Source organism: Devosia sp. LjRoot16 (genome assembly GCF_964252795.1).
In the GTDB taxonomy this organism is placed as follows: Bacteria; Pseudomonadota; Alphaproteobacteria; order Rhizobiales; family Devosiaceae; genus Devosia_A.
In genome coordinates this window covers 276,596-300,854 of record NZ_CAXUPH020000006.1, presented here as the reverse complement: position 1 = coordinate 300,854, position 24,259 = coordinate 276,596, and the positions used below count along the sequence as shown (strand labels likewise).

Annotated in this window: 20 protein-coding genes; 7 read left to right on the top strand and 13 right to left on the bottom strand. The window is 66.6% G+C overall.

Features of this window, described 5'->3' with window-relative positions:
- Nucleotides 1–125: 125 nt before the first annotated feature.
- Entirely contained in the window at nt 126–2,117 is a 1,992-nt protein-coding gene (locus ACSQ23_RS25430) for an alginate lyase family protein (RefSeq protein ID WP_436092303.1), read from the bottom strand.
- Nucleotides 2,118–2,364: 247 nt separating this feature from the next.
- Here ACSQ23_RS25430 and ACSQ23_RS25425 point away from each other — a divergent pair, with 247 nt between their 5' ends.
- Nucleotides 2,365–3,438, top strand: coding sequence for a helix-turn-helix transcriptional regulator (locus tag ACSQ23_RS25425; protein WP_055883780.1), 1,074 nt, complete (start codon nt 2,365–2,367; stop codon nt 3,436–3,438).
- A 114-nt stretch (nt 3,439–3,552) separates the two neighbouring features.
- Here ACSQ23_RS25425 and ACSQ23_RS25420 read toward each other — a convergent pair whose 3' ends face one another.
- Nucleotides 3,553–4,632, bottom strand: a complete 1,080-nt coding sequence (locus tag ACSQ23_RS25420; RefSeq protein WP_436092302.1) for a helix-turn-helix transcriptional regulator — start codon at nt 4,630–4,632, stop codon at nt 3,553–3,555.
- A 226-nt stretch (nt 4,633–4,858) separates the two neighbouring features.
- On the opposite strand from ACSQ23_RS25420, the gene ACSQ23_RS25415 reads away from it, so the two are divergent.
- A complete protein-coding gene (locus ACSQ23_RS25415; RefSeq protein WP_436092301.1) occupies nt 4,859–5,473 on the top strand; it encodes a hypothetical protein in 615 nt (204 codons plus the stop codon).
- Nucleotides 5,474–5,545: 72 nt separating this feature from the next.
- Here ACSQ23_RS25415 and ACSQ23_RS25410 read toward each other — a convergent pair whose 3' ends face one another.
- The 7 genes from ACSQ23_RS25410 to ACSQ23_RS25380 form a co-directional block, all read right to left on the bottom strand.
- The gene (locus ACSQ23_RS25410; RefSeq protein ID WP_055883771.1) at nt 5,546–6,370 is read right to left on the bottom strand and encodes a substrate-binding periplasmic protein; all 825 of its coding nucleotides are present in this window, start codon (nt 6,368–6,370) and stop codon (nt 5,546–5,548) included.
- A gap of 257 nt (nt 6,371–6,627) precedes the next feature.
- Nucleotides 6,628–8,466 (bottom strand): pyrroloquinoline quinone-dependent dehydrogenase, encoded by a 1,839-nt coding sequence (locus ACSQ23_RS25405; protein ID WP_055883767.1) that lies wholly within the window; start codon nt 8,464–8,466, stop codon nt 6,628–6,630.
- Between the two features lie 42 nt (nt 8,467–8,508).
- A complete protein-coding gene (locus ACSQ23_RS25400; RefSeq protein WP_436092300.1) occupies nt 8,509–9,129 on the bottom strand; it encodes a c-type cytochrome in 621 nt (206 codons plus the stop codon).
- 190 nt (nt 9,130–9,319) lie between these two features.
- Nucleotides 9,320–10,129: a substrate-binding periplasmic protein gene (locus ACSQ23_RS25395; protein WP_055883762.1), complete on the bottom strand. Its 810-nt coding sequence runs from the start codon at nt 10,127–10,129 to the stop codon at nt 9,320–9,322.
- Nucleotides 10,126–10,938 (bottom strand): ABC transporter permease, encoded by an 813-nt coding sequence (locus tag ACSQ23_RS25390; protein WP_055883758.1) that lies wholly within the window; start codon nt 10,936–10,938, stop codon nt 10,126–10,128. The genes ACSQ23_RS25395 and ACSQ23_RS25390 overlap by 4 nt, the downstream gene beginning before the upstream one ends.
- Nucleotides 10,935–11,909, bottom strand: a complete 975-nt coding sequence (locus ACSQ23_RS25385; RefSeq protein ID WP_248310580.1) for an ABC transporter ATP-binding protein — start codon at nt 11,907–11,909, stop codon at nt 10,935–10,937. Before ACSQ23_RS25385 ends, ACSQ23_RS25390 begins: the two co-directional genes overlap by 4 nt.
- Nucleotides 11,910–12,064: 155 nt before the next feature.
- On the bottom strand, nt 12,065–13,051 hold the full coding sequence (locus tag ACSQ23_RS25380) for a phosphoribosylaminoimidazolesuccinocarboxamide synthase (protein WP_055883753.1): 987 nt from the start codon (nt 13,049–13,051) through the stop codon (nt 12,065–12,067).
- Nucleotides 13,052–13,408: 357 nt separating this feature from the next.
- Between ACSQ23_RS25380 and ACSQ23_RS25375 the strand changes: the two genes are divergently transcribed.
- From ACSQ23_RS25375 to ACSQ23_RS25360, 4 genes are all read left to right on the top strand, one after another.
- Nucleotides 13,409–14,548 (top strand): MFS transporter, encoded by a 1,140-nt coding sequence (locus tag ACSQ23_RS25375; protein WP_055883749.1) that lies wholly within the window; start codon nt 13,409–13,411, stop codon nt 14,546–14,548.
- A gap of 272 nt (nt 14,549–14,820) precedes the next feature.
- Complete coding sequence (locus ACSQ23_RS25370; RefSeq protein ID WP_055883747.1) at nt 14,821–15,360, top strand: adenylate kinase; 540 nt, start codon at nt 14,821–14,823, stop codon at nt 15,358–15,360.
- A gap of 323 nt (nt 15,361–15,683) precedes the next feature.
- Complete coding sequence (locus ACSQ23_RS25365) at nt 15,684–15,815, top strand: hypothetical protein (protein ID WP_282569968.1); 132 nt, start codon at nt 15,684–15,686, stop codon at nt 15,813–15,815.
- Between the two features lie 152 nt (nt 15,816–15,967).
- Nucleotides 15,968–16,531, top strand: a complete 564-nt coding sequence (locus ACSQ23_RS25360) for a class I SAM-dependent methyltransferase (protein ID WP_156387403.1) — start codon at nt 15,968–15,970, stop codon at nt 16,529–16,531.
- A 318-nt stretch (nt 16,532–16,849) separates the two neighbouring features.
- On the opposite strand, the gene ACSQ23_RS25355 is transcribed toward ACSQ23_RS25360, so the two are convergent.
- The 3 genes from ACSQ23_RS25355 to ACSQ23_RS25345 form a co-directional block, all read right to left on the bottom strand.
- Nucleotides 16,850–18,067: an MFS transporter gene (locus ACSQ23_RS25355; RefSeq protein ID WP_244488522.1), complete on the bottom strand. Its 1,218-nt coding sequence runs from the start codon at nt 18,065–18,067 to the stop codon at nt 16,850–16,852.
- An 85-nt stretch (nt 18,068–18,152) separates the two neighbouring features.
- Nucleotides 18,153–18,911, bottom strand: coding sequence for an alpha/beta fold hydrolase (locus tag ACSQ23_RS25350; RefSeq protein ID WP_055883742.1), 759 nt, complete (start codon nt 18,909–18,911; stop codon nt 18,153–18,155).
- A gap of 110 nt (nt 18,912–19,021) precedes the next feature.
- Entirely contained in the window at nt 19,022–19,921 is a 900-nt protein-coding gene (locus ACSQ23_RS25345; RefSeq protein WP_056001644.1) for a helix-turn-helix domain-containing protein, read from the bottom strand.
- Between the two features lie 135 nt (nt 19,922–20,056).
- Between ACSQ23_RS25345 and ACSQ23_RS25340 the strand changes: the two genes are divergently transcribed.
- Nucleotides 20,057–22,906 carry an ATP-binding protein gene (locus ACSQ23_RS25340; protein ID WP_436092299.1) on the top strand — a complete coding sequence of 950 codons (2,850 nt, stop codon included), beginning with the start codon at nt 20,057–20,059 and terminating at the stop codon, nt 22,904–22,906.
- A gap of 13 nt (nt 22,907–22,919) precedes the next feature.
- On the opposite strand, the gene ACSQ23_RS25335 is transcribed toward ACSQ23_RS25340, so the two are convergent.
- Entirely contained in the window at nt 22,920–24,236 is a 1,317-nt protein-coding gene (locus ACSQ23_RS25335; RefSeq protein WP_200940468.1) for an MFS transporter, read from the bottom strand.
- Nucleotides 24,237–24,259 lie beyond the last annotated feature (23 nt).

Below are 24,259 nucleotides of genomic sequence, written 5' to 3'. Positions count from 1 at the left end.
TGTCCGCTTTCCCTCTCACCCCACCTGCGGCAGCGCCAGGCAGAATTCAGGCTGTGGTTGAATCTGCGGCTCGCCCGACCCTCTACCCAGCCGGACGAGGGCAGGGCTCTCGCCGGGAGTATGGCCTATCGGCTGATGACGATCTCCCCGGCGGCGACGCGCTTGAAGAACGTTTGCAGCCCCTCGTGCTGCAGGTTCTCGACGTCGCCCGAGGCGACCAGGCCGATGGCGATATCGGCAAACGAGTCGATCAGGAACTGCGCCTCGAACGCCGGGCGCTTGGGCAGGGCCGCGATGATGCAATCGGCGCGCTTGGCCCGGTATTGCGTGCCATCGATCGCGAAGTCGATGATGACGCGGTGGAGATTGTCCTCGTAGGTGCGCGTCTTCGCGCCGCACGCGCTCAAGCCATCCGGCTTGCGGTCGCCAAGTGGCTCGTTGATCACCAGGCTGAAGCTGAAAAAGCTGCTGGTCGTATAGTTGAACGTGCCGACCACGTTGAAATCCAGCTCGTTCGCTCCCTCCTTTTCGCCCTCGATCTCCGATTTAAGCAATGAGTTGACGCTTACCGACCTGCCCACCTGGTGCGCGATATCCTCGAGCGTGCGGACGCTGTGTTCCGGGGTCGGCAGCGGTGGCGGTGGCTCCGGCATGGTCAAGGGCGCGAGGTTCACCACGCCACCGGTGAGCGCATAGAGGCAGGCGGGTACGCCACCGGACTTTTCACTGTCATTGTCGACCTCGCCGGCCAGACTGTTCAGGATGTACCGCGAGGCGTCTCTTTCGGGAAACAGGTTGGCGTAGGCCGTCAGGTAGCCAGCTTCCCCTATGAACGACATGCTCGGCTTGTCGACGCTGCCGAAACGGTCGCCGCCGTCGGGGCAGCGGATGGCGTATTGCTGGTTCGTGGCAACCGGATCCTTGATCGAGCGCAGGACGAACTCCACGGCGGTGTGAGCCGATCGCCCATCGACCTCGTAGCCGAAGAGATCCACGCCGCGAGCCAGCTTCAGGGCGGTGCCGATCATCACTACATGGGCGGTGTTTCCCGAATTGTAATGCAGGCCCATGCCGCCGCGCTGGGTATCGATTGGCCAGCTGCCGTCCGGGCGCATGTCGTGGATTGCCAGCTTGAACTCGTCGATCGCCGCCTGGACCGGCCGATCATCCCCGACCATCAGGCCCCAGATGAGAGCGGCATAGGTCCGCATATAGGCCTTGTTGTCGGAGCGATCCTTCCAGTGGCTGGCGCCCATTTCGGCCACGAGGCGGTTGAGCCACGGGCCGACGACGGTGCGTTCCTCGGCGGAAAAGTCGGCAGCCACCTCCGCGGTGGCGCTGAGAATGGAGAGGATCGCAGCCATCATCTGGTAGTCGACGGGCTGCGCGCCCCAGCTGACGTGGATGCCTTCGCCGAGCGCACCGGCGCGGGCCCATTCGATGACGCCCTGCTTGAGCTGGGTGCGCGCCACCGGATCGTCGGTGAGACGCAGGTAGGTGGTCAGCCGCCTGAACCAGGTGGCGGCGATGTCGATGTCGTGCTGTCGCTCGCCATAGGCTTCATCGAGCTTAACCACCGCGATGGGACGGGGAGTGACCAGGCTGCCCGGCCCGCTCTGGCACTGGGCGGCGCCGCGCACCGCAGTGTAGGGCGATTTCCACGCTTCGGCGCCGAACTGGTCGGCGGTCAGCTTCGGCACGCCGAGGGGCGTACCCTCCCCGTAGGTCGGGTGCTCAAAGCACTCGGGAGCAGTGGTGTAGGCTTCCCAGAGCCGCTGCTGATCACGATCGGAGAGGATGCCGGCCGGCTCCGACGACAGGTCCAGCGTCACGATGCTCTGCGCCGCAGGGGTAGCGGCGAAAGCCGACACCGCCGAACACCACTCACCGGAATTCTCGGTGGTGAGCGTCTCGAGCGGCATCGCGGCGTTCCTCGCGAAGAGCGTCGCGGCGTTGATCGTCCGCTTTCCCAGCGCGCCATCGACCGGACCGGGATCAAAACCCAGTCGCGTCAACTGCTCCTGAACGCAGGCCACGTCGGCGCGGGCCGGCGAGGCAACGGCCAACCATGGCGCGAGCAGCAGCAGGACAAATGCGCGTCGCAGGAATGTTCTCATCGGTTCCCTCCCTGAAGCGGACCGGGCTGCCGAGGCGTTCTCGAGCCCCGAGCGACATGCCTGGTGGGGAAGGGACGCCGTCTTTCAACAATTGGCGTCACCCATTCGGGTGAGGGGCTGGTCCATGCTGGTGCGGAGGCGTTGCCTCGCAGCGTGAACACACTCCTCGAACCCGCGTTCTGCTATGGCAACGCGAGGGCAGTTGGTGCAAGTCTAGCACTTACGAAACGGTCGTGATTGCAGCACCATGGATATGGATACGCTGGTCGAGGGAATATACGAGGCGGCGGTCATTCCGGAATACTGGCCGCGCATCCTGGAGCAGATCGGCAGTCTCGCTGACGGGGACGCTGCATCGCTGATTGCCTTCGGCCACGATACAGGCCTGCGCTATGTTACCACGAAGAGCTATGAGGCTGCGTTTTCGGACTACGCCGCCAATGGCGCAAGCCTGCCCAATATCCGACCGCAGAGAAGCCTCGAGCGCATGCCGATGGCATTTGCGCATGACATCGAGGTTTGTTCACAGACCGAGCTCGATGCTGATCCCATCTACATCCGGTTTATCAGGCCGTATGGATTCGGCTGGACTGCAGGTACCGCCGTCCCAGTACCGAGTGGCGATCTGATTGTTTACGACGTGGCCAAATCCACCACCAGAGGCCCCTTCACCCGCGCAGCGATGGAGCGGCTCGATTCATGCCGCCCGCATCTGGCAAGGGCCGCGCTGCTGGCGCATCGACTGCGGATGCAGCAGGCCAGGGCGACGACCGAAGCCCTCGACATCCTGGGGCTGCCGGCGGCTGTGGTCGGGCGAAATCGCGCGGTCCTCGCAGCAAACGAGTCGTTGCTGGCGCTCGCACCGCGCGTGAAGATCGGAGCTTTCGACCGGATCTACCTGCGGGCCAAGGCAGCCGACGATCTCTTTGCTGCGGCACTGTCCAGCTCCAGCTTCAACGGCGTGCGATCGATCCCCCTGGCGGCGACTGAAAACGCGCCGGCGATCGTCGCTCATGTGGTCCCGATCCGACGCGCCGCCGGCGACATTTTTGCCCGCGCCGAGGTTCTGGTGCTCCTCACCCCGGTGACGGCCCCGTCGGCGCCCCTCACTGAAGTGCTGACCGGGCTCTTCGACCTGACGCCCGCCGAGGCGAAAGTCGCCCGCGGCATCTCGGTCGGCCGATCGGTCGAGCAACTCGCGGCTTCGCACGGCATCTCTCGCGAGACCATCCGTACCCAGCTCAAGTCGCTGATGATGAAGACCGGCACGAGCCGCCAGGCCGAGCTCGCAGTGCTGTTGGGCGGCCTTCGACCGCTCTGAGAGGCGGCAGGGTATCCGGCGGACGACATCACATTTCGCGGGCCGGGTGATGACCAGCCCCTGCAACCGGGCGGCGACCACATCGGAGAGGCCGCCTGGCCTTGGTGTGTCCCGTCAGCTGAACGGGCTGATGCCGCTGAGGAGGACCGCGAGTTCGGCTTGCCGGGCGGTGCCGGTTTTCATCATCACCGCTTTGAGCTGGGTGCGGACGGTCTCCCGCGACACGTTGCTGGCCGTGGCGATGGTTTCGACGGATCCGCCCAGCGAAATGGCCTTGGCCACCTTCGCTTCGGCCGGCGTCAGATCGAACAGACCCGTCAGCACCTCGGTGACCGGCGCATTTGGAGCGGTCACCTGGGTGAACAGCAGGAGCATGTCGCCGCGTGCAAAGACATCGTTGGCCGAGCGGCGGATCGGGACCAGGTGGGCGACCACGGCGGGGTGGACTTCGGTCGCCGGCATCGGCAAGGAGCGAACGTTGTCGTGGTCGAGCTCGGCGAGCGCGCGGGCGAGCAGCCTGTCGGCGTGCGCCGTCGCCAGATGCAGCCGATCGAACGCGCCGATGGTCACGCGTGAATCGAATGCTCTGAGCGAGTCATTGGCCGAAAGGACGCGGCGGTCGCTCTGCAGCACCGCGGCGGGGAGCCCCAGCGCGTCAAGCGCGTCGGTGGCGGCCCGGGCCGCCTTGAGGTTCAGCCGGTGCGCCAGCAAGGCGGCACGCGCCAGGTGCGGACGGTAGAGGTCGAGCCGTTCCATGTCGGTGCGTCCGAACGGCTCGGTTCGTCTGGCAAAATCGAAAACCAGGATGTCGGCGGTCGGCACCGGGATGAGCGTGCCGCCGGTCCAGCGAATGGCGTGCGGATAGATGAAGTCGCGATACACCGGGTCGGTATCGAGCTCGGATTGGGTGAACAGTTCGAGGTCGTGCTGGAAGCCGACATGCCCGCTCGCAAGGGCCCGCCTGGGGCGTTGGTTGTCATAGCGGCCTGCATCTCCCCGCGAGGCAAAGCTCTCGAATACCGGGAGGTAGCTGGGGGTCGCGGTGAACCGCATGCGCTGCTGGGGGTCGAAGACGAGCAGGCCGGATCCGCTGGCGCCGACCACCTGGCTCAGGTGGCCCAGAACATCGGGCCAAAGCTCCGGGATGGCGGCCGCCTCGTAGATCTCGTCAACGATTTGCTGATCAGCCTGCATCTGGCATCTCGGGTCGACCACATGCCAACTACTCCTTCGGCAGGTCGAAGGCAAACTCAGCCTCGAACGGCTCAACCTCGGTTCGTCCCGACGACCCTCCGGCCGTCATCGCGGGATGGCACGACAGGTGGTTCAACTCATCGGTGAGGTGATCTAGAAGGCATGAACAAGCGCTTCCGTTAGCGGTTGACCGGCCGTCGGGCGGAAAAGTGCGATAGAGAGAGCCATGACACTGCTGCGCGACCTGAGCATGAGTGACATCGTATCGCGGATCGGCGCGGTGCTGGTCTACGCCTGGCTGCAGGGCTTGTTGCTGGCGGGCCTGGCGCGCCTGCTTGGCGATCGGCGGCCGCAATTCGATGGCCGGTTGTCAGCCAATCCGTTCGCGCAGCTGTCGCTGTGGGGCCTGGCCGTCGGCGTGCTGTTCGCGATGAGCTGGGTGCGGCCGCTGCGCTATGAGGTGGCGAGCAACCGGCTGGGCGGCTGGGGCATCGCGGTGGTGGTGCTGGGCGGGCTCATTGGCATGGCGCTGCTGGTGCCGGTGGCCGACCTGCTGCGGCCGCTGGCGCTGCTGCTGCCACAGAGCGGCGCCTATGTGGTGCTCTATGTGATTGGCCAGTTTCAGCTGGTGACGGCCGGATCGGTGCTGCTGAACCTCCTGCCGATCCCGGGGCTGGCCGCCGGAGCCATCTGGCAGGCGGTGCGGCCGGAACAGGGACGCCGGCTGCCGCGCTACCAGTCGCTCGGCCTCGCGGCGGTCACGGCCGCAGTGGTGGCGGGGCTGATCCCGAGCCTTGGGGCGGTGGTGCTGCCGTATCTGAGTTTGACGGGGAATGCGTAGGGGGCACCGGCGGTGCGGTAATCCTCCCACGCCACGCGGGGGAGGATTACGGAGAGGCCGGTGCGCTTGGGTCTACTCCCCAGCCCGCCCGGCGTAGCCGAACTGCTTGAGCAGGCCATCGATGGTGCCGTCGGCGACGAGGGCGTCGATGGCCTGGTCGATCTGGCTCCTCAAAAAGCCGTTGCGGCTCGAGACCAGGGCGCCGACATGGGTCTCGGAAGCGGGGATGGGATCGTTGGCGATGACGCGGAGCGCGGCTGCCTCGGGTCGTTCCTGTTGCAGGCGCGCCAGCACCGGCTGCCACAGGATCATCCCGGCAATGGTGCCGTCGAGCACCCGGGTCGCCATCAGGTTCGGGTCGGCATAGGGCAGCCGCACCCAGCGGTCGGCCTTGCTGCGCTGCTGCGCCCAGGTGATGTAGTTCATCTCGCCCATGCTGGCGATTGCCGTGCCGAGCCGCTGGTCTTTGGGGATATCGCCGAGCCGCTGCCAGTCGGGGTTCTTGACGGCGAGGACAAACGGGATGGTGGCGTAAGGGCGGGTGATCGAGAAGCTGTCAGACAAGGGCGTATTGGGCGACACCGAGACCCCCATGAACATGTCACAGTCATTGTTCATGGCGAGGTTCAGCTCGTCCATGAAGCCATCGCCGGTGAGCGGAAAGCCGCCAAAGCCTTCCATCACCTTGACCTCGAGAAACAGCGCATCACCCAGCGCCTTGGCCACCGCCTCGTCGAAGGCGCGGCCTAGACTGGTGCGGTCGAAACAGACCTGGATCGAGTCGCCGGCCTGGCGGCGGGTATTGTCGAACTCTTCCGGCGGCACGCCCGAGGTCTGGGCGAGGGCGGCGCCGGTCGAGAGCAGCAGCAGCGCCGGGGCGAGCAGTTTCAGCAGCATGATAGTCTCCTAGGTCGTTTCACTTTTGGACTGCGCCGGAGAAGGGGGTGTGCTCGAGCTTCGACCCATCCACCGGCTGTCATCCCTGCGAAAGCAGGGACCCATCCATCCACCTGCGCGGGCCGTGAGTTGGGTCCCTGCTTTCGCAGGGATGACATCGAGGGTGGGGCGATGGCAGTGGCAGTGATTCAACCCATCCGTGATCTAAAAAGGAAAGGGGCCAGCGGCCCCTTTCCCATTCGTTCCGATCAGATCATTCAGCTTCCGGACTTGGGCAGCTTGAATACGAAGATCGAGTTGCCCGAGCCGGTCGGCAGCGGGATCTCCGGGAAGGCCGAGGAGATCGAGCTGGCGGCGTTCGAGTAACCGGTCGGCACCACGAGGTACTGCTCGCCATCGATCTCGTAGGTCGACGGGTAGCCGCCGATCGGAGCGTTCAGGCGCTGCGACCAGACGACCTCGCCGGTCTCCTGATCCCAGGCGTTGATGTTGCGGGCGGCGTCGCCGCCGAACACCAGGCCGCCGGCCGTGGCCAGCACCGACGAGGTCATCGACGGGCGGCTGCGATACTGCCACTTGTGGTCGCCCTGCGTCGGGTTGATGCCGACCGCATCGAGCAGGCCCGCATCGGTGATGCCTTCGGGCAGCACGCGCGGCCCGAACTTGACGGCGCCGACGGCGTTGCCGGCGGTGAACTCGACCTGGGTCGGGGCCACGGTGTTGCAGGCTTCGGTCAGCGGCACATAATAGGCCTGGGTGAGCGGGCTGTACGAGCCGGTCATCCACAGCTTGCCACCCGAAACCGAGGCGCAGACCAGGTGCTCTTCGCCGACCGCCTTGGAGATGAGGTCGGTGTTGATCTGCACGGTGCCGTCGGCATCGACGCCGGTCACGACGTTCTGCTGCACGGTGTCCTTGTGCCACAGGTACTTGCCGGTATCGCGATCGAGGGCGAAGACGATGCCGTTCTTGCCGGCGGCGGTGATCAGGAGGTGCTGCGTCTTGCCGTCGACTTCCTGGTCGACCAGGATGCGTTCGAACGGGCTGTCGAGGTCCCAGTTATCGCGCGGCAGGTGCTGGTAGTACCACTTGAGCTTGCCGGTCTCGACGTCGAGGGCGAGCGTCGAGTTGGTGTAGAGCACGCTGCCTTCGCCCGAGCCGCGGATCAGCTCGGAATAGGGGCCAGGCATACCGATGCCCCAGAACGTGGTCTTGGTTGCCGGATCATAGGCGCCGGTCGTCCAGGGCGTGCCGCCCCAGCGGTTTTCCGGCGGCACATCGCCCCAGCTTTCACCCTGCTTGGGGTTTTCCGGGTCGTCGATGGTGTTGAAGCGCCAGAGCTCTTCACCGGTGTTGATGTCGTGCGCCATGATGAAGCAACCGCCGGCGGTGCCGGCGATCGAGCAGCCGGAAATGGCGGAGATGATCTTGCCGTCGGCGATCAGCGGGCCAACGGTGTAGCTGTAGCCCTTCTGGGTATCGAGGACCTGCTTCTCCCACACCGGCTTGCCGTCCTTGGCATTGAGCACGACGATGCGTGCATCGACGGTGGTGAGGATGATCTTGTCCTCATAGAGCGCGATCGAGTTCTTCTGCCGGCGCGCCTGGTTGATCTGGTAGCTCCAGGAGCTGGGCAGCTCGGCCAGCGTCGGGCGATACTGCCAGACCAGGTCACCGGTCTTGGCGTCGAGCGCCTCGACGATGTTGTTGTTGGTCTGCAGGAACATGATGCCGTCGTGCACCAGCGGCGCGGTTTCCTGGATGCCGGCTTCGGCCATCGGCCAGGCCCAGGCGAGCTGCAGCTTGCCAACCGTATCCTTGTTGATCAGGTCGAGCTGGCTATAGCCCTGGTTGTTGTAGTTCCCGCGGAACATCAACCACTCTTCCTTGGGCGGATTGGCCAGCATGTCGGCCGTGACCGGGACATAGTTCTTGGTCCGCTCCGGAGCGGGCGTGGCCGCCGCATCGGCGGCGGGTGCAGCCGCAGCGGGCGCGGTCGCCGCGGGCGCAGCCGCGTTCTGTGCGAGGGCAGGGCCAGCAAACAATGCCAGCGCGGTCGTGGCGACCAACACGGACTTCAAAAGTTCGATTTTCATCGAGACCTCCTAAAAGCGGCACACATCAGTGCGCCAGATAACTCAGTTGGCAGCGGGCGCGGCGACGGTGGGGAGCGTCTTGCCCCAGGTGAAGGCCTGCGGAACTGCGGGAGTCGTTGCAGCGGCGGGCGCCGCGGCATCGGTGGGGGCAGGGCCACCCGGCAGCTGCTTGCCCCAGGTGAAAGCCTGCGGGACGGCAGTTGCAGCGGCAGCAGTGGTGGCGTCGGGCGTTGCCGCTGCGGCGGGCGCCGCCGCGGCAGCGCCTGCCTGGGTCTCGGCCGGCAGCGAAATGGCGGCGAGCTTGTCGGCATCTGATGTCAGCGGCTCGTCCCCCGGCTGGGCGCCGTTGAACTTCATGATGTAAGCAATGATGTTGAGGTAGGTCTCATCGCCAAGCTGGCCCGGCGCCGAGGGCGGCATGGCAACGTGAATAAAGTCGTACAACCCGCCGGCCGTGGCCCAGTTCTGCATCACGTCCGAGCCCGCGAGACCGGGAGCATCCGGACCCTCGAGCTGCTTGCCGTGACACTGGGCGCAGTTGGCGTTGTAGGCAGTTTCGCCGGCAGTGGCCTGCTCGGCGGTGAAACCGGCGGCATGGGCACCGCCACCGGACAACGCGGCAGCCAAGGCGACAACCGCGAGGGGGGTGATTTTTAGGGGCATCTTCGTCTCCCGAGAATGGGCTGGCGCACCGACCGGGAGGAAGATTCCGTTCGGCACGTCGTCTATGGGAACTGACATTTCAGCGGCCATCTCTCAATCTCACAAAATGCATAATCGGTTCGCACGCCCATGCGACTTTCGTCATAGTGAAGCAAAACTTAGTGATGGAACCAAAACCGGCGCCGTGCGTTCACGGCGCTTCTTCAATGGTTTCAATATGATAACGAGCTTCCAGCGCCGCCATGTCGCCGGCGGCCTCGAGCCTCTGCAGCGCCGCGGCGACGGCCCGCTTGAGCGTCTGGTCGCCCTTCCACAGGCCGAACGCCATGCGGAAGCGCGGGAACTGCGCCTCGGCCAACCAGAACGCCCTGACCCCCTCGGGCAATGCCATGCCAGCCGTGAGAAAGCGCTCGGTGATACCGGCCGCGGCGCGCCCGCTCGCCAGGGTTTCGGCGAATTGCTGCGGCGAACGGGCGGGAATCACCTGCAGCGATTGCTGTCTGAGCCAGCCCGACAGTTTCAGCCGGTCGAGCCCGCTGGTGCCGGGCAGTACCACGACGGAGCCGCCGGCCGCGGGGAGTTGTCCGCTCTTGGATACGCCCACCCAGCCGGTCTCGATCGGCGTGGGGATGGTCTGGAGGAAACTGCGGCTCTGCAGCGTGTCGGCGACGCCGCCGGCAATGATGTCGCACTGGCCTCGGGTCAGCGACCAGTTGCGCGGATTGAAGTCGGTACCGATCGAACTCAGCGTATTGACGGCGAGCCGCAGCCCCAGCTCTGCGGCGAGTTTTGCCCCGAGCTCAATGTCAAAGCCGGGCTGCTGCGGATCGCCGGTGACGAGGGGCGGGTAGCTCGGCGGCACGCAGAGTTTCAAGACGCCGGTCTTCTGCCGATCGCTGAGCGAGGTATCGGGCGGCAAAAAGCTGAGCGTCGTCAGCAGCGCCACCGCGATCAACAGGTTGATCGCAGGCTGGATCCAGCGATTTCTGCCGCCTTTCATTGCCGCGCGAAATCGATGGTGGCGACGACAAAGAACACCACGGCCATGGCGACGATGACCCCGACACCCATTGCGGGGGCGAACTGGTTGAAATTGATCAGCACGCCGCGCAGCGCATCGACGGCATAGGTGATCGGGTTGATCTGCACCAGGAACACCAGCCACTCGGGATAGGTCACCGCCTGCTGGGCCCGAGTCAGCGCCGGATCGAGCGGAAAGATCGACGAAGAGGTGAAGTAGAGCGGCAGGATCACCGTGTTGGAGAACACGCCGAACCCCTCGAAACTACGCACCCGGGCCGCAAGGATCACCCCGAAGCTGGTGAGCCCGAACGCCAGGACGAACATCAGCAGCAGGGCCAGCGCCACCTGTTCGAGGCTGAGGGTAACGTCGGCGAAGCGGGCGAGGATCAGCACCAGCGCGCCATGCAGCGTTGCCACGGTGGCGCCGCCGAGCACCTTGCCGAGCAGGATCAGCCAGCGTGGCATGGGGGACACCAGCACTTCGCGCAGGAACCCGAATTCGCGATCCCAGATCACCGACACCGCGAACTGGATCGAGGTGTACATGATGTTGAGGACGATGACGGCCGGGAACAGGAACTGCAGGTAAGTGTAGGGGATGACGAAGCGGACCTCGCCATAGACCTCGCCGCGGAAATAGGGGTTGAGCCCGACGCCGAGGATCAGCAGCCAGATCAACGGCCGGCTGATGCCGCCGATGAGCTGCGCCCGGTCGCGCGTGGCGCGGGTGATTTCGCGCAGCCAGACGCCATAGAGGCCACGCAGCGCCATGACGATCGGGTTCATCGCCGCCCTCCGCGCCGGCCGGCGGCCTTGTCGGCATTGTGCTGGTCGTCGGCGCGATCGCGCAACTGGCGGCCGGTGAGCGACAGGAAGACGCTCTCGAGCGTCGGATCCTGGAACCGCACCTCAACCAGCCGATCGCGGAACGTGGTGAGGAATGCATCGGTCATGGCGCCATCATCGGCGGGGAGCGCAAGGCCGTGCGCGCCGAGCAACTGGGCATCGGGGCGCGTTGCCTGGATCGCTTCGAGCGCTGCCTGGTCGCGCGGGGTGAGGTGCAGCCAGCGACTGCCGTACTGGGCCTTCAGCGCCTCGGGCGAACCCTGGGCGATGATCTTGCCATGGTCGATGATGCAGATCGTATCGGCGCCCTCGACCTCCTCGATATAGTGCGTGGTGGTCAGCACGGTCAGGTCGCGGGCCCGTCGCAACTCATCGAGGTAGCGCCAGATCCGCACCCGGGTCTGGGCGTCGAGCCCCGCCGTCGGCTCGTCGAGGAACAGGATCTGCGGCTCGTGCAACAGGGCGCGGGCGATCTCCAGTCGGCGCCGCATGCCGCCCGAAAAGCTGCGGACGATCTCGTCGCGCCAGTCCTCGAGCTCGACCAGCGCCAGCACGGCGGCGCTGCGCTCGCGCCGGCGTTTGGGCGCCATGCCGTAGACGAGACCGTGGAACTCGAGGTTTTCCCAGGCGGTCAGGCGATCATCGAGGCTCGAATCCTGGAACACCACGCCGAGCGAGCGCCGCGCCTCGGTCTGCTGGCGCACCACGTCCGCCCCGGCGACGCGCGCGCTGCCGCCGTCGGGGCGGCGCAGCGTGCTGAGGATATTGAGCAGGGTGGTCTTGCCGGCGCCATTGGGGCCCAGCAAGGCGAAGCTCGAGCCGCGCCGGATCTCCAAAGTCAGGTTGTCGAGCACGGTCTTGCCCGCATAGGCGGCGCTCAGTCCATCGACGCTGATGGCGATTGCGGACAAGGACTGGGCCTCGGGGCCGGGCTGCGGCGAAGTCATATCGCCTGATACGCCCGCGTTCCGCGATAGTCGATCCGCAATTTGACGCTGGCGAAGCGCATGCCGCCAATAGCTCGAGCGTGCCGCTGAGTGCAGGGGAGCTCCCCTGCGCCTGGCTCTCAGCCCCCATGAAAACTCGCCAGGGCCGCCAGCACGCGCTCCTGCACCGGCGGGGTGGGCGGCGGCGGCTCGAACGGCTGGCCGGTAATCCTCTGGTAGGCTTCGACATAGGTCAGCGCCGTTTTCCAGATCAGCTCCGCCGGGATTTCGGGGACCTCATCGCGGTACGGATCGCATCGCGCCGCGACCCATTCGCGGATCACATCCTTGTCGAAGCTCTGCGGACGCTGCCCGGCGGCGAGGCGCTGCTCGTAGGTATCGGCGCGCCAGTAGCGGCTGGAATCGGGGGTGTGGATCTCGTCGGCGAGGCGAAGCCTGCCCTCGGCATCGAGCCCGAACTCATATTTGGTATCGGCGAGGATCAGCCCGCGTTCGGCGGCGAGCGCCTGGCCGCGGGCGAACAGGGCGAGCGCGGTCTCGCTCACTTCCTGCCACTGCGCCGTGCTCAGCAGGCCGCGCCCCAGGATCTCGGCTTCGGTGAGCGGCTCGTCATGCGCCCCGTCGGCGGCCTTGCTGGTGGGGGTGATGATCGGCGTCTCGAGCGCCTGGTTGTCGGCGAGGCCATCGGGGAACACCCGCCCGTACATCTGCCGGCGCCCAGCCTTGTACATGGTCAGGATCGAGGTGCTGGTGGTGCCGGCGAGGTAGCCGCGCACCACGATCTCCACCGGCAGGATCTCGAGGCGGCGGCCGACGACGATGTTCGGATCGGGATAGTCCAGCACGTGGTTAGGGCAGATATCGGCGGTCTCGGTGAAGGCCCAGCGGGCAATGCCATTGAGCACCTGGCCCTTGAACGGGACACAGCACAGCACCCGGTCGAAGGCCGACAGGCGGTCGGAGGTGATGAGGATGCGCCGCCCATCCGGCAGATCGTAATTGTCGCGCACCTTGCCGCGATAGAGCCCGGGCAGGCGCGGGTCGATCGCCTCCTTCAGCACCTGGTGCCGGCTGAGCGCGAGCCTGGTTTCATCGATCGTCGACATGGCCGTTCCCCAAACGCGGTATGGAGCCGGACGCGGGGTCCCCGCCTCGAGCTCGCTCCTCCGGCGTATCGCACCTGCCGAGCCGATCGGCCACAGTTTTTGCGGCCGGTGAGGACCGGCAGCGCCAGGAGCGGTCGCTCGCCGCGGGCCGCTTCGCGAACGGGCAGTTGTTCGCTTCTCGCCAGACCAGCGTGCGCGGGAAAAAACAGAGCGCCGGCAGCACAGCTCCGACGACCATTCAAATATTGGCCCAACAATGTTGTGCAACGCTCCGAAAGCTCCGCCACCGCCTGGTGGACGACAAGCGCAAATCACCCCGCCCCAGGTTCCCCGTCTGGTCAGTAGATGAGGTTCGCAATGTCGCCGATCGCCGCTATTCGACTGATCTTCTTTCTGGACGGACTAATCATCGCCAAGTGGCTGCCGCACCTGCCAGATATCCAGGCGCAGCTGGGACTGGATATCGGCCAGCTGGGGCTGGCGCTGGCAGCCTTGCCGCTGGGCATTATGGCGTCGCTGCCGCTGGTGGGCACTTTAGTCACCTCACGCATGTCCGAACGCGCCGCAATCCGCCTGACCTTCGCCTGGCTGGCGCTCACGTCCATCCTGCCTGGGCTGGCGTGGGATCTGCCGAGCTTCGCCGTCGCATTGTTCTTTTACGGCTCCGGCATCGCCGGGGTCGAAGTCGCGATGAACGCGACGGCGGATGCCGTCGAGACGCGGCTTGGCAAGCGCATCATGTCGAGCTGCCACGGGCTATGGAGCGTCGGCAACCTCGCCGGCGCGGCTCTGGGCAGCCTCGCGCTGTCGTTTCACCTCGAGGCAAATGTCACGCTCACCGTCGCTGCGCCCGTGCTGATGGCGGTGGCCTATTTGTCGACAGGCCAGCTGGCTCGCACCCCGATCTCGTCGGCGCCGGGACCGGCGCTCACCCTGCCGGACCTGCCACTGCTGCTGCTTTGCCTGTTGCCGTTCTGTGCCTGCGTGCTCGAAGGGGCGATGGCGGACTGGGCGGCGGTCTATCTGAGGACCGAACATGGGGCGCAGGCGGCGCTTACCGGCGCAGGGTTTGGCATCTTCGCGGCGATCATGGCCGGCACACGGCTGACAGGCGACCGGCTGATCGATCGTCTCGGGCCGGTCTTTCTCGCACGGTGCTGCGGGGTTTCCGGCCTGTTGGGGCTGACGGTGATCTGGGCGGCGCCAAACGTCTGGACGGCGCTGCTGGGCTTTGCGCTGATGGGATTCGCTGCGTCCCTGATCTTCCCGATCTCGGTGACGGCGGCAGCGCGGCAGCCCGGCCGTTCCTCGGCGATGAACATCGCCGCGCTGTCGTTGATCTGCTTTTCCGGCTACGTCATCGGCCCGCCGGTCGTCGGCTTCATCGCCGGCCTTGTGGGCCTGCGCACAGCGCTCGCCTGTCTTATTCCGTTCGCGATCGGCGTGCTGCTGCTGGCTCCGCGGGTCCAGCCGAAGGTGTCAGTACAAGTGACCTGAACAGCGGCGACGGCGGACGCCATACTGTTCGCCGGGGTCGGAACCAGTCATTCACTGCCTCCGCTGGTGAACGTTGGGATGCGTCTCAGATGTTCTCTCAGTCGCCACGCGATGTTGCGGTTGTCCCCATAGATGCGGATATCCCCAGCACCGTTGGCCCGCCGGGTTTTGCTGCGAGCGTCCGCTTCGCGCCAGAGGCGGCCATTGGGCTGCGCCTTCCCGCTTCCTACCGGTCGCACTATGGTCGTTGGAGACGTGCGGCCGGGGCAGCCATGAAAAGAGTTGCGATATTCGGGAATGCAGGTGGGGGAAAGTCTACGCTCGCCAAACGCCTGGCCGAGATCACGCGGTTACCGCTGCACGTATTGGATAAGATGCAATACGGGGCCGGCGGTGTTGCAGTCCCGCACGAGGCGTTCCTCAAGGCACACGCTGAGTTGCTGCGTCGAGATACCTGGATCATCGATGGCTTCGGCAGTGTCGAGACCGCCTGGGAGCGGTTCGCCGTAGCCGATACGCTCATCCACATCGATCTGCCCCTCGTCACGCATTACTGGTGGGTGACCAAGCGCCTGATCAAGGGACCCTATGTCGCGCCGGAGGGGTGGCCGCAGAACAGTCCGTTGTGGCGCAGCACGATGAGCAGCTATGGCGTGCTGTTGCGGTGCCATCGTGCGTTGACGCCGCGGTACAGGCAGCTCGTTGGTGACATGGCGGCATCGAAGCAGGTTTACCGGCTGAAGTCGCGGGCGGAGATTGGCACATTCCTCGCCTCAATCGACCGCGCTACGCCCGTTGAGGACAACCTCTAGTCATCTTGGTGCTGCCAACGTCGACCGTCCGCTTCGGGCCAGAAGCGGACATCGGCCGAGGACCGCTTCGCGCCATGCGGAGGTCCAGCCCTCAACGGCTGGAGTGCCGGTTCAGCACACCTTTGGTTTCTCCATGCCACCCGCGGGGTCTGTCTCGCATAGCGTCGCGTGCGTTCTTGATTCAGGGCTCAGCCCGGAGCATCTTGCCGTCGCGAATTCTTCGCATCCGGAGCACTCAATGAGAGCCTACTGATCCCAGCCACCCCTCCGCCGCCAGGCGAGCGAGCGCTTTTGCTCGCCCTGGATTCGGCACGGAGGCCGCTATGGATCAGATCGTTCTCTGGGTTGGACTCGCCGCTTCAATCGCAATAACCGCGGGCTTTGCCATCGATCACGGATCGGTATTCGGCAAGGTGCTGAGCTCTCTCTTGGCTTGGGCCAAGCGTCTGCGTTAGCGCATTTTCACGCCACGCCCCAAGCGGGCGGGTCGTGAATGCCGCGACCTCGCTGCGTTCCGCTGTAGGCGGCGCGGCGAGCCGCGGCCGCGAACCGACAGCCTCCCCTCGGAAACACTGGTCCCACTCAAAAACCATTTGAGGGGATGACGATGTTGGTAGTGACTATCGGCGCGGTGACGCTGCGACTGCAGACGGAACCTGGCCTCTTTTCTCCGCAATGGGCGGATGCTGGTACACTGGCGATGCTCTCGCTGATCACGTTCGATCCTAAAGACAAGGTTCTCGACCTCGGGTGCGGCTATGGCCTCGTGGGCATCCTGGCGGCCCACCACGTTTCGCCCGCGCAAGTGCTCATGGTCGACAACGATCCGACCGCTGTGGCGATCGCCCGCCGCAACGCGGATGCCAATGGCGTACCCAATGTGACGGTGGGGTTGTCAGATGGCTTAAGGGGCACGCGGGAGAGCGGGTTCACCAAGATCATCTCGAACCCGCCCTACCATGTCGATTTCTCCGTTCCGAAACACTTCATCGAGAAGGGCTTCAACCGCTTGGTCCTGGGTGGGACGATGTGGATGGTCACGAAGAGACGCGACTGGTACCGCAACAAGCTCGGCGCGATCTTCGGCGGCTGTCGGGTCAGCGAGATCGGGGGCTACTACGTGTTCGAAGCCACCAAACTTCGATCGACCTATGCCAGGTCGCGCCAGTGACTCCCAGACCGCCCGCCACTTTCAAGCCGAGCACCTCGCGACGATGACGTCCACTTTGGGCCAGGAGCAGTCCTCGGAAGCAGGTTGCAATGCGCCACGAGCAGTTCGTCTCGAAGCGAGCGGCAACGGCGGATTTTGGGCCGAGCAGCGGACCGGCAGTTTTCGCGCCCGGGGTGGCAGCTGCTACGGTAGCTGATGGCGGCTGCCACCCCATGCCCGGACATCTGGAGGAAATGCTGGCTGCGACCGAGGCATGCACCTCGGGCGGCAGACCCAAGGAAGGCGAGATCAGCTATCCCGGAGGCGCGGCTCAGCGCGCTAGCCCAGTCGAGACTGGCGTCGGGTGTGTGGGGCTCGTCGAACCATGGTCGCGATGAACAGCAGCAGCCCCGTGACGGTGAGGGCGAAGCCGGCCCAGATGGTGGACAAGAGGCCAAAGCCGGCTCCGATGGTCATGCCGCCAGCCCAGGCGCCCAGGGCATTGGCCACGTTGAGCGAAGCGAGGTTCATCGCGCCCATCAGCGTCGGCGATTCCGGTGCGAGGGCGACGAGGCGGACCTGGATGGTCGGGATGGCGGCCATCATCGCCGCGCCGACGCCGAACAGGCCAGCGAACAGCACCCAGGCGGTGCCGCCGAAAACTCCCATGGCGACCAGGACGGCGAGGGTGACGCCGTAGCCGGCGACGATACCGCGATCGGGGTAGCGATCGGCCAGGCGCCCGCCATAAAGGTTGCCCAGCATCATGCCGATGCCGAACAACCCCAGTGCCAGCGGGATGGTCTGCGGCGACAGCAGCAACAGGTCGGTGACGAACGGACCGATGAAGGTATAGACGGCAAAAATGCTGGAAATGCCGAGCGCCGCCACCCCCATCATCAACCACACCTTGGGCTTTGCCAGCCCATGCAGCTCGTGCACCACCGAAGCGCCGTTGAGCGCCGCGCTGCGCGGCACGTGCAGCCACAGCGACAGGAGCGACACGCCGCCCAGGGCGGCGATGGCGAGATAGGTCTGCCGCCAACCGATGCTCTGGCCGAGAAAGGTCGCAATCGGCGAACCGAAAATGGTGGCGACGGTCAACCCAGCCATGACGATGGCAAAGGCTCGCCCGGCATGGCCGGCGCCTACCACATGGGAGGCGACAAGCGCCCCGGCGCCGAAATAGGCGCCTTGCGGCAAGCCGGTGATGAAGCGGGCGGCGATGAACAGCTCGAGGTTGCTCGCGATTGCCGAGAGCACGTTGCCGATGACGAAGATGCAGATCAGCGCCAGAAGCAGGGTGCGCCGATTGAGACGGGCTGCCACCAGCGTCAAAGCCGGCGCACCGATCACCACGCCCACCGCATAGGCAGTGATGGCGTGAGTGGCCAACGGAATGTCGATGCCGAGTTCGGCCGAGAACAGCTGGATCATTCCCATGCTGGCGAACTCGGTGGTGCCGATTGAGAACGTGCCGAGCGCCAGCGCCAGCAAGCTCAGCCGGCGGCGGGCAGGGGGTGCAGCCACCGCGATGGCGGGGCCGGCGTCATCGATGACGGACACTTTGGTGCTCCTGACTTGGTGGAGGATGGCCGGCGATACCGGGGGGAGGCGATGTCGCCGGCCGGGGCGCCGCGCGCTACTGGGCGCCAGCCACCGCCGCGAGGATGGCGTCTGCCACCACCTGCGGGTGAGACAGCATCGGCACATGGCTCGACGCCACATGCACACTCGTCGCCTTCATGGTGTCGGCGAACATCTGCTGCAGCCCGGGCGGGATGATCTGGTCGTTGTCGGCGATCACGTACCAACTGGGCTTGCTGCTGAACGCGGCGGCGGTCACCTGTCCGTCGAAGGCACCCGAGAACAGCGGCGCCTGGGTAGCGGCGAGCAGCGCCGCGGCTTCGGGGGCGATGTCGGGCGCGAAATACTTGGCCATGCCGGCGGCCGACCAGGTGAGCCAGCCCTGCGCGTCGGCATGGATCTCGCCCTGCCACGGCGGCGGCTCGGGCGCCGCGCTGACGATGGCGTTGACCGATTGGCCGACCTCGGGCGCGAAGGCGGCGACATAGACCAGCCCGACCACCTTGTCGCTGTTGCCCGCCTCGGTGATGACCGCGCCGCCATAGGAATGGCCGACAAGGATCACCTCGCCCGGCTGATCGTCGATGACCCGCCGGGTGGCGGCGACATCGGCCTCGAACGAGGAGGCAGGGTTGTGCACGGCGATAACGTGGAGGCCGCGCTGTTGCAGCAGCGGCACCAGCTCGGACCAGCTGGAACCGTTGGCCCAGGCGCCGTGCACCAGCACGACGCTGAGATTATCAGCCGCGTGTACGGCAGGCACCATGATGGCGGCGCCAAACGCAGCGGCGGCGACGGCAGTCTTGATCGACATGGAAACTCTCCCTGGCTTCGATTTGCCGCTTGCTGCGACACCCTCAGCTGAGCAGAGACCTGTCCTTCGATATTTCCGGTTCTTGCCGAGCTATTGACCGAAATTGCCGTTCAGCTCTCCAGCACCGGCCGGCGGCGGTGGAGGTCGCGATAGGCGGTGGGGCTGACGCCGGTCGCCTTGCGAAACGCCCGGCAGAAACTGGCCTGTGAGCCAAAGCCGCTGTCGAGCGCAACTTCGGCCAGCGAAGTGCCGCCGCCGACGATCAGCTGCTGGGCGCCGCGGATGCGCCGCTCGGTCAGGTATTGGTGCGGCGCCAGGCCCGTGGCCCGGCGGAACAGCCGGGCGAAGTGGAACGGGCTGAGGCAGGCTTGGCTCGCCAGGTCGTCGAGCGAAATGGCCTCGCTGAGCCGCGCCTCGATATAGTCGAGCACGCGCCTCAACCGCCGCGGCTCGAGCGTAGGCTGGCGCTCCGCCGGCTGCCAGCGATCGGCCCGGTAGTTGCCGACGAGGTGGGCGGCGAGCGCGGTGCGCAAGCCATCGGCGAACAGCCGATCGACCGGCTGGCTTGGCCGCTCGATCAGGTCGCGGAGGGCAAGGCCGATCTGCGACAGCGTCGGGTCGGCAAAGCCGCCGGCATAGGCGATCTCCGCCTGGCCCGGATCGATGTCGTGGTCACGCAGCGCGCTATCCTCGAGCAGCTTTGCCGGCAGGTAGAGGATCAGGCATTCGACCTCGCCATCGAATTCGAGCAGCTTTTCCGCGGTGCCCGAGGGCGTCAACCAGCTGGTGCCGGGCAGCGCCAGCCCTTCCTGCAACGGCCCATCGGCGTGCCGCCGGATGCGCGAGCGGCCCGAAAGGATATAGGCGAGTTCGGTCATTTCGGGCCGATCGCAGCGATGGGACCCCGGCCCGATCTGCCGATGCTCGACCTGCAGCCCCGTCCAACTCGCCATGCCGGTGAGCCTGTTGCTGCCCGGCGGCGGCGCTGCGGTCTCAGGGGACGATGTCATGGGCACGCGATCCGCCTCGCTTGAACGAACGCCGCAACTTTGCTCATGTCCCCCGCGTGGGCGAGTTAAGCGCGGTTAATTCGGCGCCGAACGCAGGTTCGCCCGGGGGTGGCGCCTGGGGGGCGAGGGTACGCGATGGGCGATAGTCCACGAGGCAAGGCTGACCGGACTTACAGGTTCGGACCGTTTCGGCTGCTGCCGCAGCGGCGCCTGCTGCTGCGCGACGGGGTGCCGGTACGGATCGGCAGCCGCGCCTTCGATATTCTCGCTGTGCTGGTCGCGCGCTCGGATGAGGTGGTCGGCAAGCGCGAGCTGATGGCGCTGGTCTGGCCGACACTGTTCGTCGAGGAGAGCAACCTTAAGGTCAACATGAACGCGCTGCGCCGCGCCCTGGGCGATGCGCCGGACGGGGCGCAATACGTCGCCACCGTCATCGGCCGCGGCTACCGCTTCGTCGCTGCCGTCGTTTCCGAGGCAGCCTCCGACGCCGGCGCGCTGCCCGGCGCCGTCACGCGGACGAGCAACCTGCCGACCCCCACCACCCGCATCGTCGGGCGCCGCGCGGTGATCGAGGCGACGCATCGCGATCTCGCCGAGGCGCGCCTGGTGTCGCTGGTCGGCCCCGGTGGCATCGGCAAAACCACGGTGGCGCTGGCCGTGGGGGAAGGCGAGCTGGCGCGGCACCGTGACGGTGTCTGGCTGGTTGATCTGTCGCCGCTGGTCGACCCGCTGCTCATCCCCAATGCCATCGCCACCGCCATCGGATTGAGCGCCCACTCGGCCAACATGCTCGAAGCCTTGTGCCAATATCTGCGCGAGCGCGACCTGCTGCTGCTGCTCGACAGCTGCGAGCACCTCGTCGATGGCGTTGCGGCCGTGGCCGATCGCATCCTCGCCGAAAGCGTCGGTACTGCCATTCTCGCCACCAGCCGCGAGCCCTTGCGCGTCCAGGGTGAGCGGGTGCGCCGTCTGCCCGGCCTCGCTGCTCCCACCGCGGCGCCGCTCACCGCCGCCGAGGCGCTGGACTTTCCGGCCATCCAGCTGTTCGTCGATCGCGCCGTCGATGGCAACGAAGCCTTTGCGCTCACCGACAGCGACGCGCCCATCGCCGCCGAAATCTGCCGCCGGCTCGATGGCCTCGCCCTCGCCATCGAACTCGCCGCGCCGCATGTCGAGGCGCTCGGTGTCACCGGCGTGCTGCAGGCGCTTGAAGATCGGTTCAGCTTGCTGGAGGGGCGGCGCGGCGGCCCCGAACGGCATCGCACCCTACTCGCCACCATCGACTGGAGCTATCACCTGCTCTCGGCTTCCGAGCAAAAGCTGATGCGCCGACTATCGGTGTTTCAAGCCAGCTTCAGCCTCAATTCCGCCTGCGGCATCGCCATCGACGTCGACCGGCCGGTGGTGACACGCGATCTTGGCCGACTCGTCGCCAAATCGCTGGTGACGGCCGAGGTGCATGACAGCGCCATCGCATATCGCCAGCTCGATTCCACCCGCGCCTATGCGCTCGAAAAGCTCGCCGAGAGCGGCGAGATCGACGTGGTGCGTCGCCGCCTCGCCGAACACTGCATCGTTCTGCTCAGCGCCGCCGAGGCCGATATCGAGCGGCTGTCGCGCACCGATTGGCTCACCCGTTATGCCGGCAAGGTGGACGATATCCGCGCCGCTTTGCGCTGGACCTTTGACAGCTCGACGACCCGCAGCCTGGGCGTGCGGCTGACCGTTGCGGCGATCCCGTTCGGCAAGCAGCTGTCGCTGATTGAGGAAATCCGCATCGCCGTCGAGCGCGCGCTCGAGCCGCGGCTGGCACCCTATCGCAGCTCGCGCGACGAGCTGCTGCTCAACTTGACGCTGGGCGCGACGCTGCTGCACTCGCGCGGACCGCTGCTCGCGGTGAAGGCCGCGTTGAGCCGGGCGCTGGGCCTCGCCAAGGAACTGGGCGACACCGGCCAGCAGCTCGAATGCCTGCGCGGGCTCTCCGAATATGAGCTCTGGACCGGCGATTCCCGCGCCGCCATGGCCGTGTCGGAACGCATCCGCGCGATCGAAGGCCAGGGCCAGCAGGCGGCGGCCGGCGATGCCGACGCCCAGGCCGGCTCGGCGCTGCACTGGCTCGGGGCGCTGGGCGCGGCGCGCCACCGCCTCGAGGGCATCGCCCACAAACCCTTCGCTGCCGGCCAGCGCCCCGACGCCATGCGCTTCGAGTTCGACCAGCGGCTCATCGCGCGCGGCGCGTTGGCGACGGTGATGTGGCTGCAGGGCTTCCCCGACCAGGCGGTTCAAACGGCGCGGCAGCAGCTCGCTGATGCCGAAGCCTCCAACTACGCAGTGTCGCTCTGCTCGGCATTGCTGCACGGCTCGCTGATCATCGCAATGTATGTCCGGGACTATGTCGGGGCGCGCCATTTTCTCCAGCGCGGCATCGATCACGCGACGCGTCACGGGTTGACGATCTGGCGAGCCATGGCCGCCGGCGGCGGGGCGCGCCTCGATCTCTACACCAGCCGCCCGATCGATCTGGGTACGTTTCGCGATACGCTCGCCGAAGTGCGCGACGGCGGCTTTCGCATGCGCTACCCCAACTACCTCACCAATTTTGGCGAGGCGCTGGCCCGGCAAGGCGACCTCGAAGCCGGCCTCGCCGCCATCGACGAGGCGCTCGCCATCTGCCGCGATACCGGCCAGGTCGTCGGCATCCCCGAAATCCTGAGGATCAAGGGCAACGTCATCCGCTTCCAGTCCCCCGACCTCTGGGAGAGCGCCGCCGAGCTGTACCGGCAGGCGATCGAGCTGGCGCGGCGGGACTACGCGCTCGGCTGGGAACTCCGCGCCGCCACCAGCCTCGTCAAGCTCACCCGATTGCATGGCGGCGACGCCGCCGCCGAGGCAGGACTCGCCGCAACGCTCGGCCGCTTCACCGAGGGGTTTGGCACGGGAGACGTGCAGCGGGCCCGGCTGCTGGTGGCTGGCGAGTTGGGGTAAAGCCCCGCTCGCTTCAGGCCGCCACCCGCTCCGCCCGCAGATACAGCAGCCCCCGCCGGATCGAGGGCCACACGATCAGCAGCGCCAAGAGCGCCGCGACCAGGGCGACGCTGGCCATCGCCGCCTGCAGCCCGCCGGCAAAGAGCTGTCCGGCCACCAGCGGCACCAGCGTCGGACCCAGGCCGATGCCGAGCAGCGCGGTGATGGTCAGCGACAGGGCGATGGTGGTGGCGCGCATCTCGTTGGGCACCCCTTCCTGCATCACCACATGGCCGATCACGTAGCCGCTGATCGAGCCGAGCGCCCAGATGCCGAAGGCGAGCGCCGCATGTTGCCCGCTGCCGGCAAGGAACATCGCCGCGGCGCCGACCAGCGTCAGGCCGTAGCAGCCGAGCAGCAGCACGACGCGGGCCGGCATACCCCAGCGCCGCGCGAACCAATCGGAGAGCGCTCCACCGGCCACCGAGGCGATGACGCCGCCAGTGGTGATCGACAGCGCGACGAGCCCGCCGGCCTCGAGTGGCGTCATGCCATGCGAACGTTGTAGCAGCGTCGGCAACCAGGAAATCAGCGCGTAGTCGCCGATGCCGAGCGCCCCTTTGACGAGGCAGACGCGCAGCACCGCGCCATTGTCGGCCACGAGCTGGCGCGCCACCGCCCCAAGCGGCAGCAGCCCCGAACTATGCCCACGCCGCGGTTCGCGGATCAGCAGCAGCAGCGGCAGCAGCGCAAAACCGGGGATCCCCACCAGCACGAACAGCTGCCGCCAGGGCGCCAGCCCACCGATCAGCGGCACGCCGTCGAACCAGCCGGCGGCACTCCAGCTCAGCAGCACCCCGCCGACGAACAGCGCCGTGCCGGTGCCGAAGGTTGCCCCGAGCGAGAAGATGCCGAGTGCCGTGCCGCGCCGACGGGCCGAAAAGCAGTCGATGATCAGTGACGAGGCCGCCGGGATCAGCGCCGCTTCGCCGAGGCCCACCCCGACGCGCGCGATGAAGAAGCTCCAGAAATCGCCGGCCAGCCCACAGCAGATCGTCGCCGCCGACCACAGGGAGATCCCCGCGACGATGACGTTGCGCCGGTTGACCCGATCGGCGAGCCGGCCACTGGGGAGGCCCGCCAGTGCAAAGATCACGGCAAAGCCGGCGCCCTGCAGCAGGCTGATCTGGAAGTCCGTGAGGCCGAGCTCGGCGCGGATCGGATCGACGACCAGGTTGATCACCAGCCGATCGGTGAACGACACCAGCAGCGCGAGGCAAAGGATGGTGACGGCGTACCAGCCGCGCGCGGTCGCGCGCGATGCCTCGTCCGGCATTAGCTCTGCTGCCATCGGCTGGTCCCTCCGCCGTCTGC

What these genes read in the sequence shown, in the direction of transcription:
- ACSQ23_RS25430 (WP_436092303.1), bottom strand. Translation starts at nt 2,117, where the DNA reads ATGAGAACATTCCTGCGACGCGCATTTGTCCTGCTGCTGCTCGCGCCA.
- ACSQ23_RS25425 (WP_055883780.1), top strand. Translation starts at nt 2,365, where the DNA reads ATGGATATGGATACGCTGGTCGAGGGAATATACGAGGCGGCGGTCATT.
- ACSQ23_RS25420 (WP_436092302.1), bottom strand. Translation starts at nt 4,632, where the DNA reads ATGCAGGCTGATCAGCAAATCGTTGACGAGATCTACGAGGCGGCCGCC.
- ACSQ23_RS25415 (WP_436092301.1), top strand. Translation starts at nt 4,859, where the DNA reads ATGACACTGCTGCGCGACCTGAGCATGAGTGACATCGTATCGCGGATC.
- ACSQ23_RS25410 (WP_055883771.1), bottom strand. Translation starts at nt 6,370, where the DNA reads ATGCTGCTGAAACTGCTCGCCCCGGCGCTGCTGCTGCTCTCGACCGGC.
- ACSQ23_RS25405 (WP_055883767.1), bottom strand. Translation starts at nt 8,466, where the DNA reads ATGAAAATCGAACTTTTGAAGTCCGTGTTGGTCGCCACGACCGCGCTG.
- ACSQ23_RS25400 (WP_436092300.1), bottom strand. Translation starts at nt 9,129, where the DNA reads ATGCCCCTAAAAATCACCCCCCTCGCGGTTGTCGCCTTGGCTGCCGCG.
- ACSQ23_RS25395 (WP_055883762.1), bottom strand. Translation starts at nt 10,129, where the DNA reads ATGAAAGGCGGCAGAAATCGCTGGATCCAGCCTGCGATCAACCTGTTG.
- ACSQ23_RS25390 (WP_055883758.1), bottom strand. Translation starts at nt 10,938, where the DNA reads ATGAACCCGATCGTCATGGCGCTGCGTGGCCTCTATGGCGTCTGGCTG.
- ACSQ23_RS25380 (WP_055883753.1), bottom strand. Translation starts at nt 13,051, where the DNA reads ATGTCGACGATCGATGAAACCAGGCTCGCGCTCAGCCGGCACCAGGTG.
- ACSQ23_RS25375 (WP_055883749.1), top strand. Translation starts at nt 13,409, where the DNA reads ATGTCGCCGATCGCCGCTATTCGACTGATCTTCTTTCTGGACGGACTA.
- ACSQ23_RS25370 (WP_055883747.1), top strand. Translation starts at nt 14,821, where the DNA reads ATGAAAAGAGTTGCGATATTCGGGAATGCAGGTGGGGGAAAGTCTACG.
- ACSQ23_RS25365 (WP_282569968.1), top strand. Translation starts at nt 15,684, where the DNA reads ATGGATCAGATCGTTCTCTGGGTTGGACTCGCCGCTTCAATCGCAATA.
- ACSQ23_RS25360 (WP_156387403.1), top strand. Translation starts at nt 15,968, where the DNA reads ATGTTGGTAGTGACTATCGGCGCGGTGACGCTGCGACTGCAGACGGAA.
- ACSQ23_RS25350 (WP_055883742.1), bottom strand. Translation starts at nt 18,911, where the DNA reads ATGTCGATCAAGACTGCCGTCGCCGCCGCTGCGTTTGGCGCCGCCATC.
- ACSQ23_RS25345 (WP_056001644.1), bottom strand. Translation starts at nt 19,921, where the DNA reads ATGACATCGTCCCCTGAGACCGCAGCGCCGCCGCCGGGCAGCAACAGG.
- ACSQ23_RS25340 (WP_436092299.1), top strand. Translation starts at nt 20,057, where the DNA reads ATGGGCGATAGTCCACGAGGCAAGGCTGACCGGACTTACAGGTTCGGA.
- ACSQ23_RS25335 (WP_200940468.1), bottom strand. Translation starts at nt 24,236, where the DNA reads ATGGCAGCAGAGCTAATGCCGGACGAGGCATCGCGCGCGACCGCGCGC.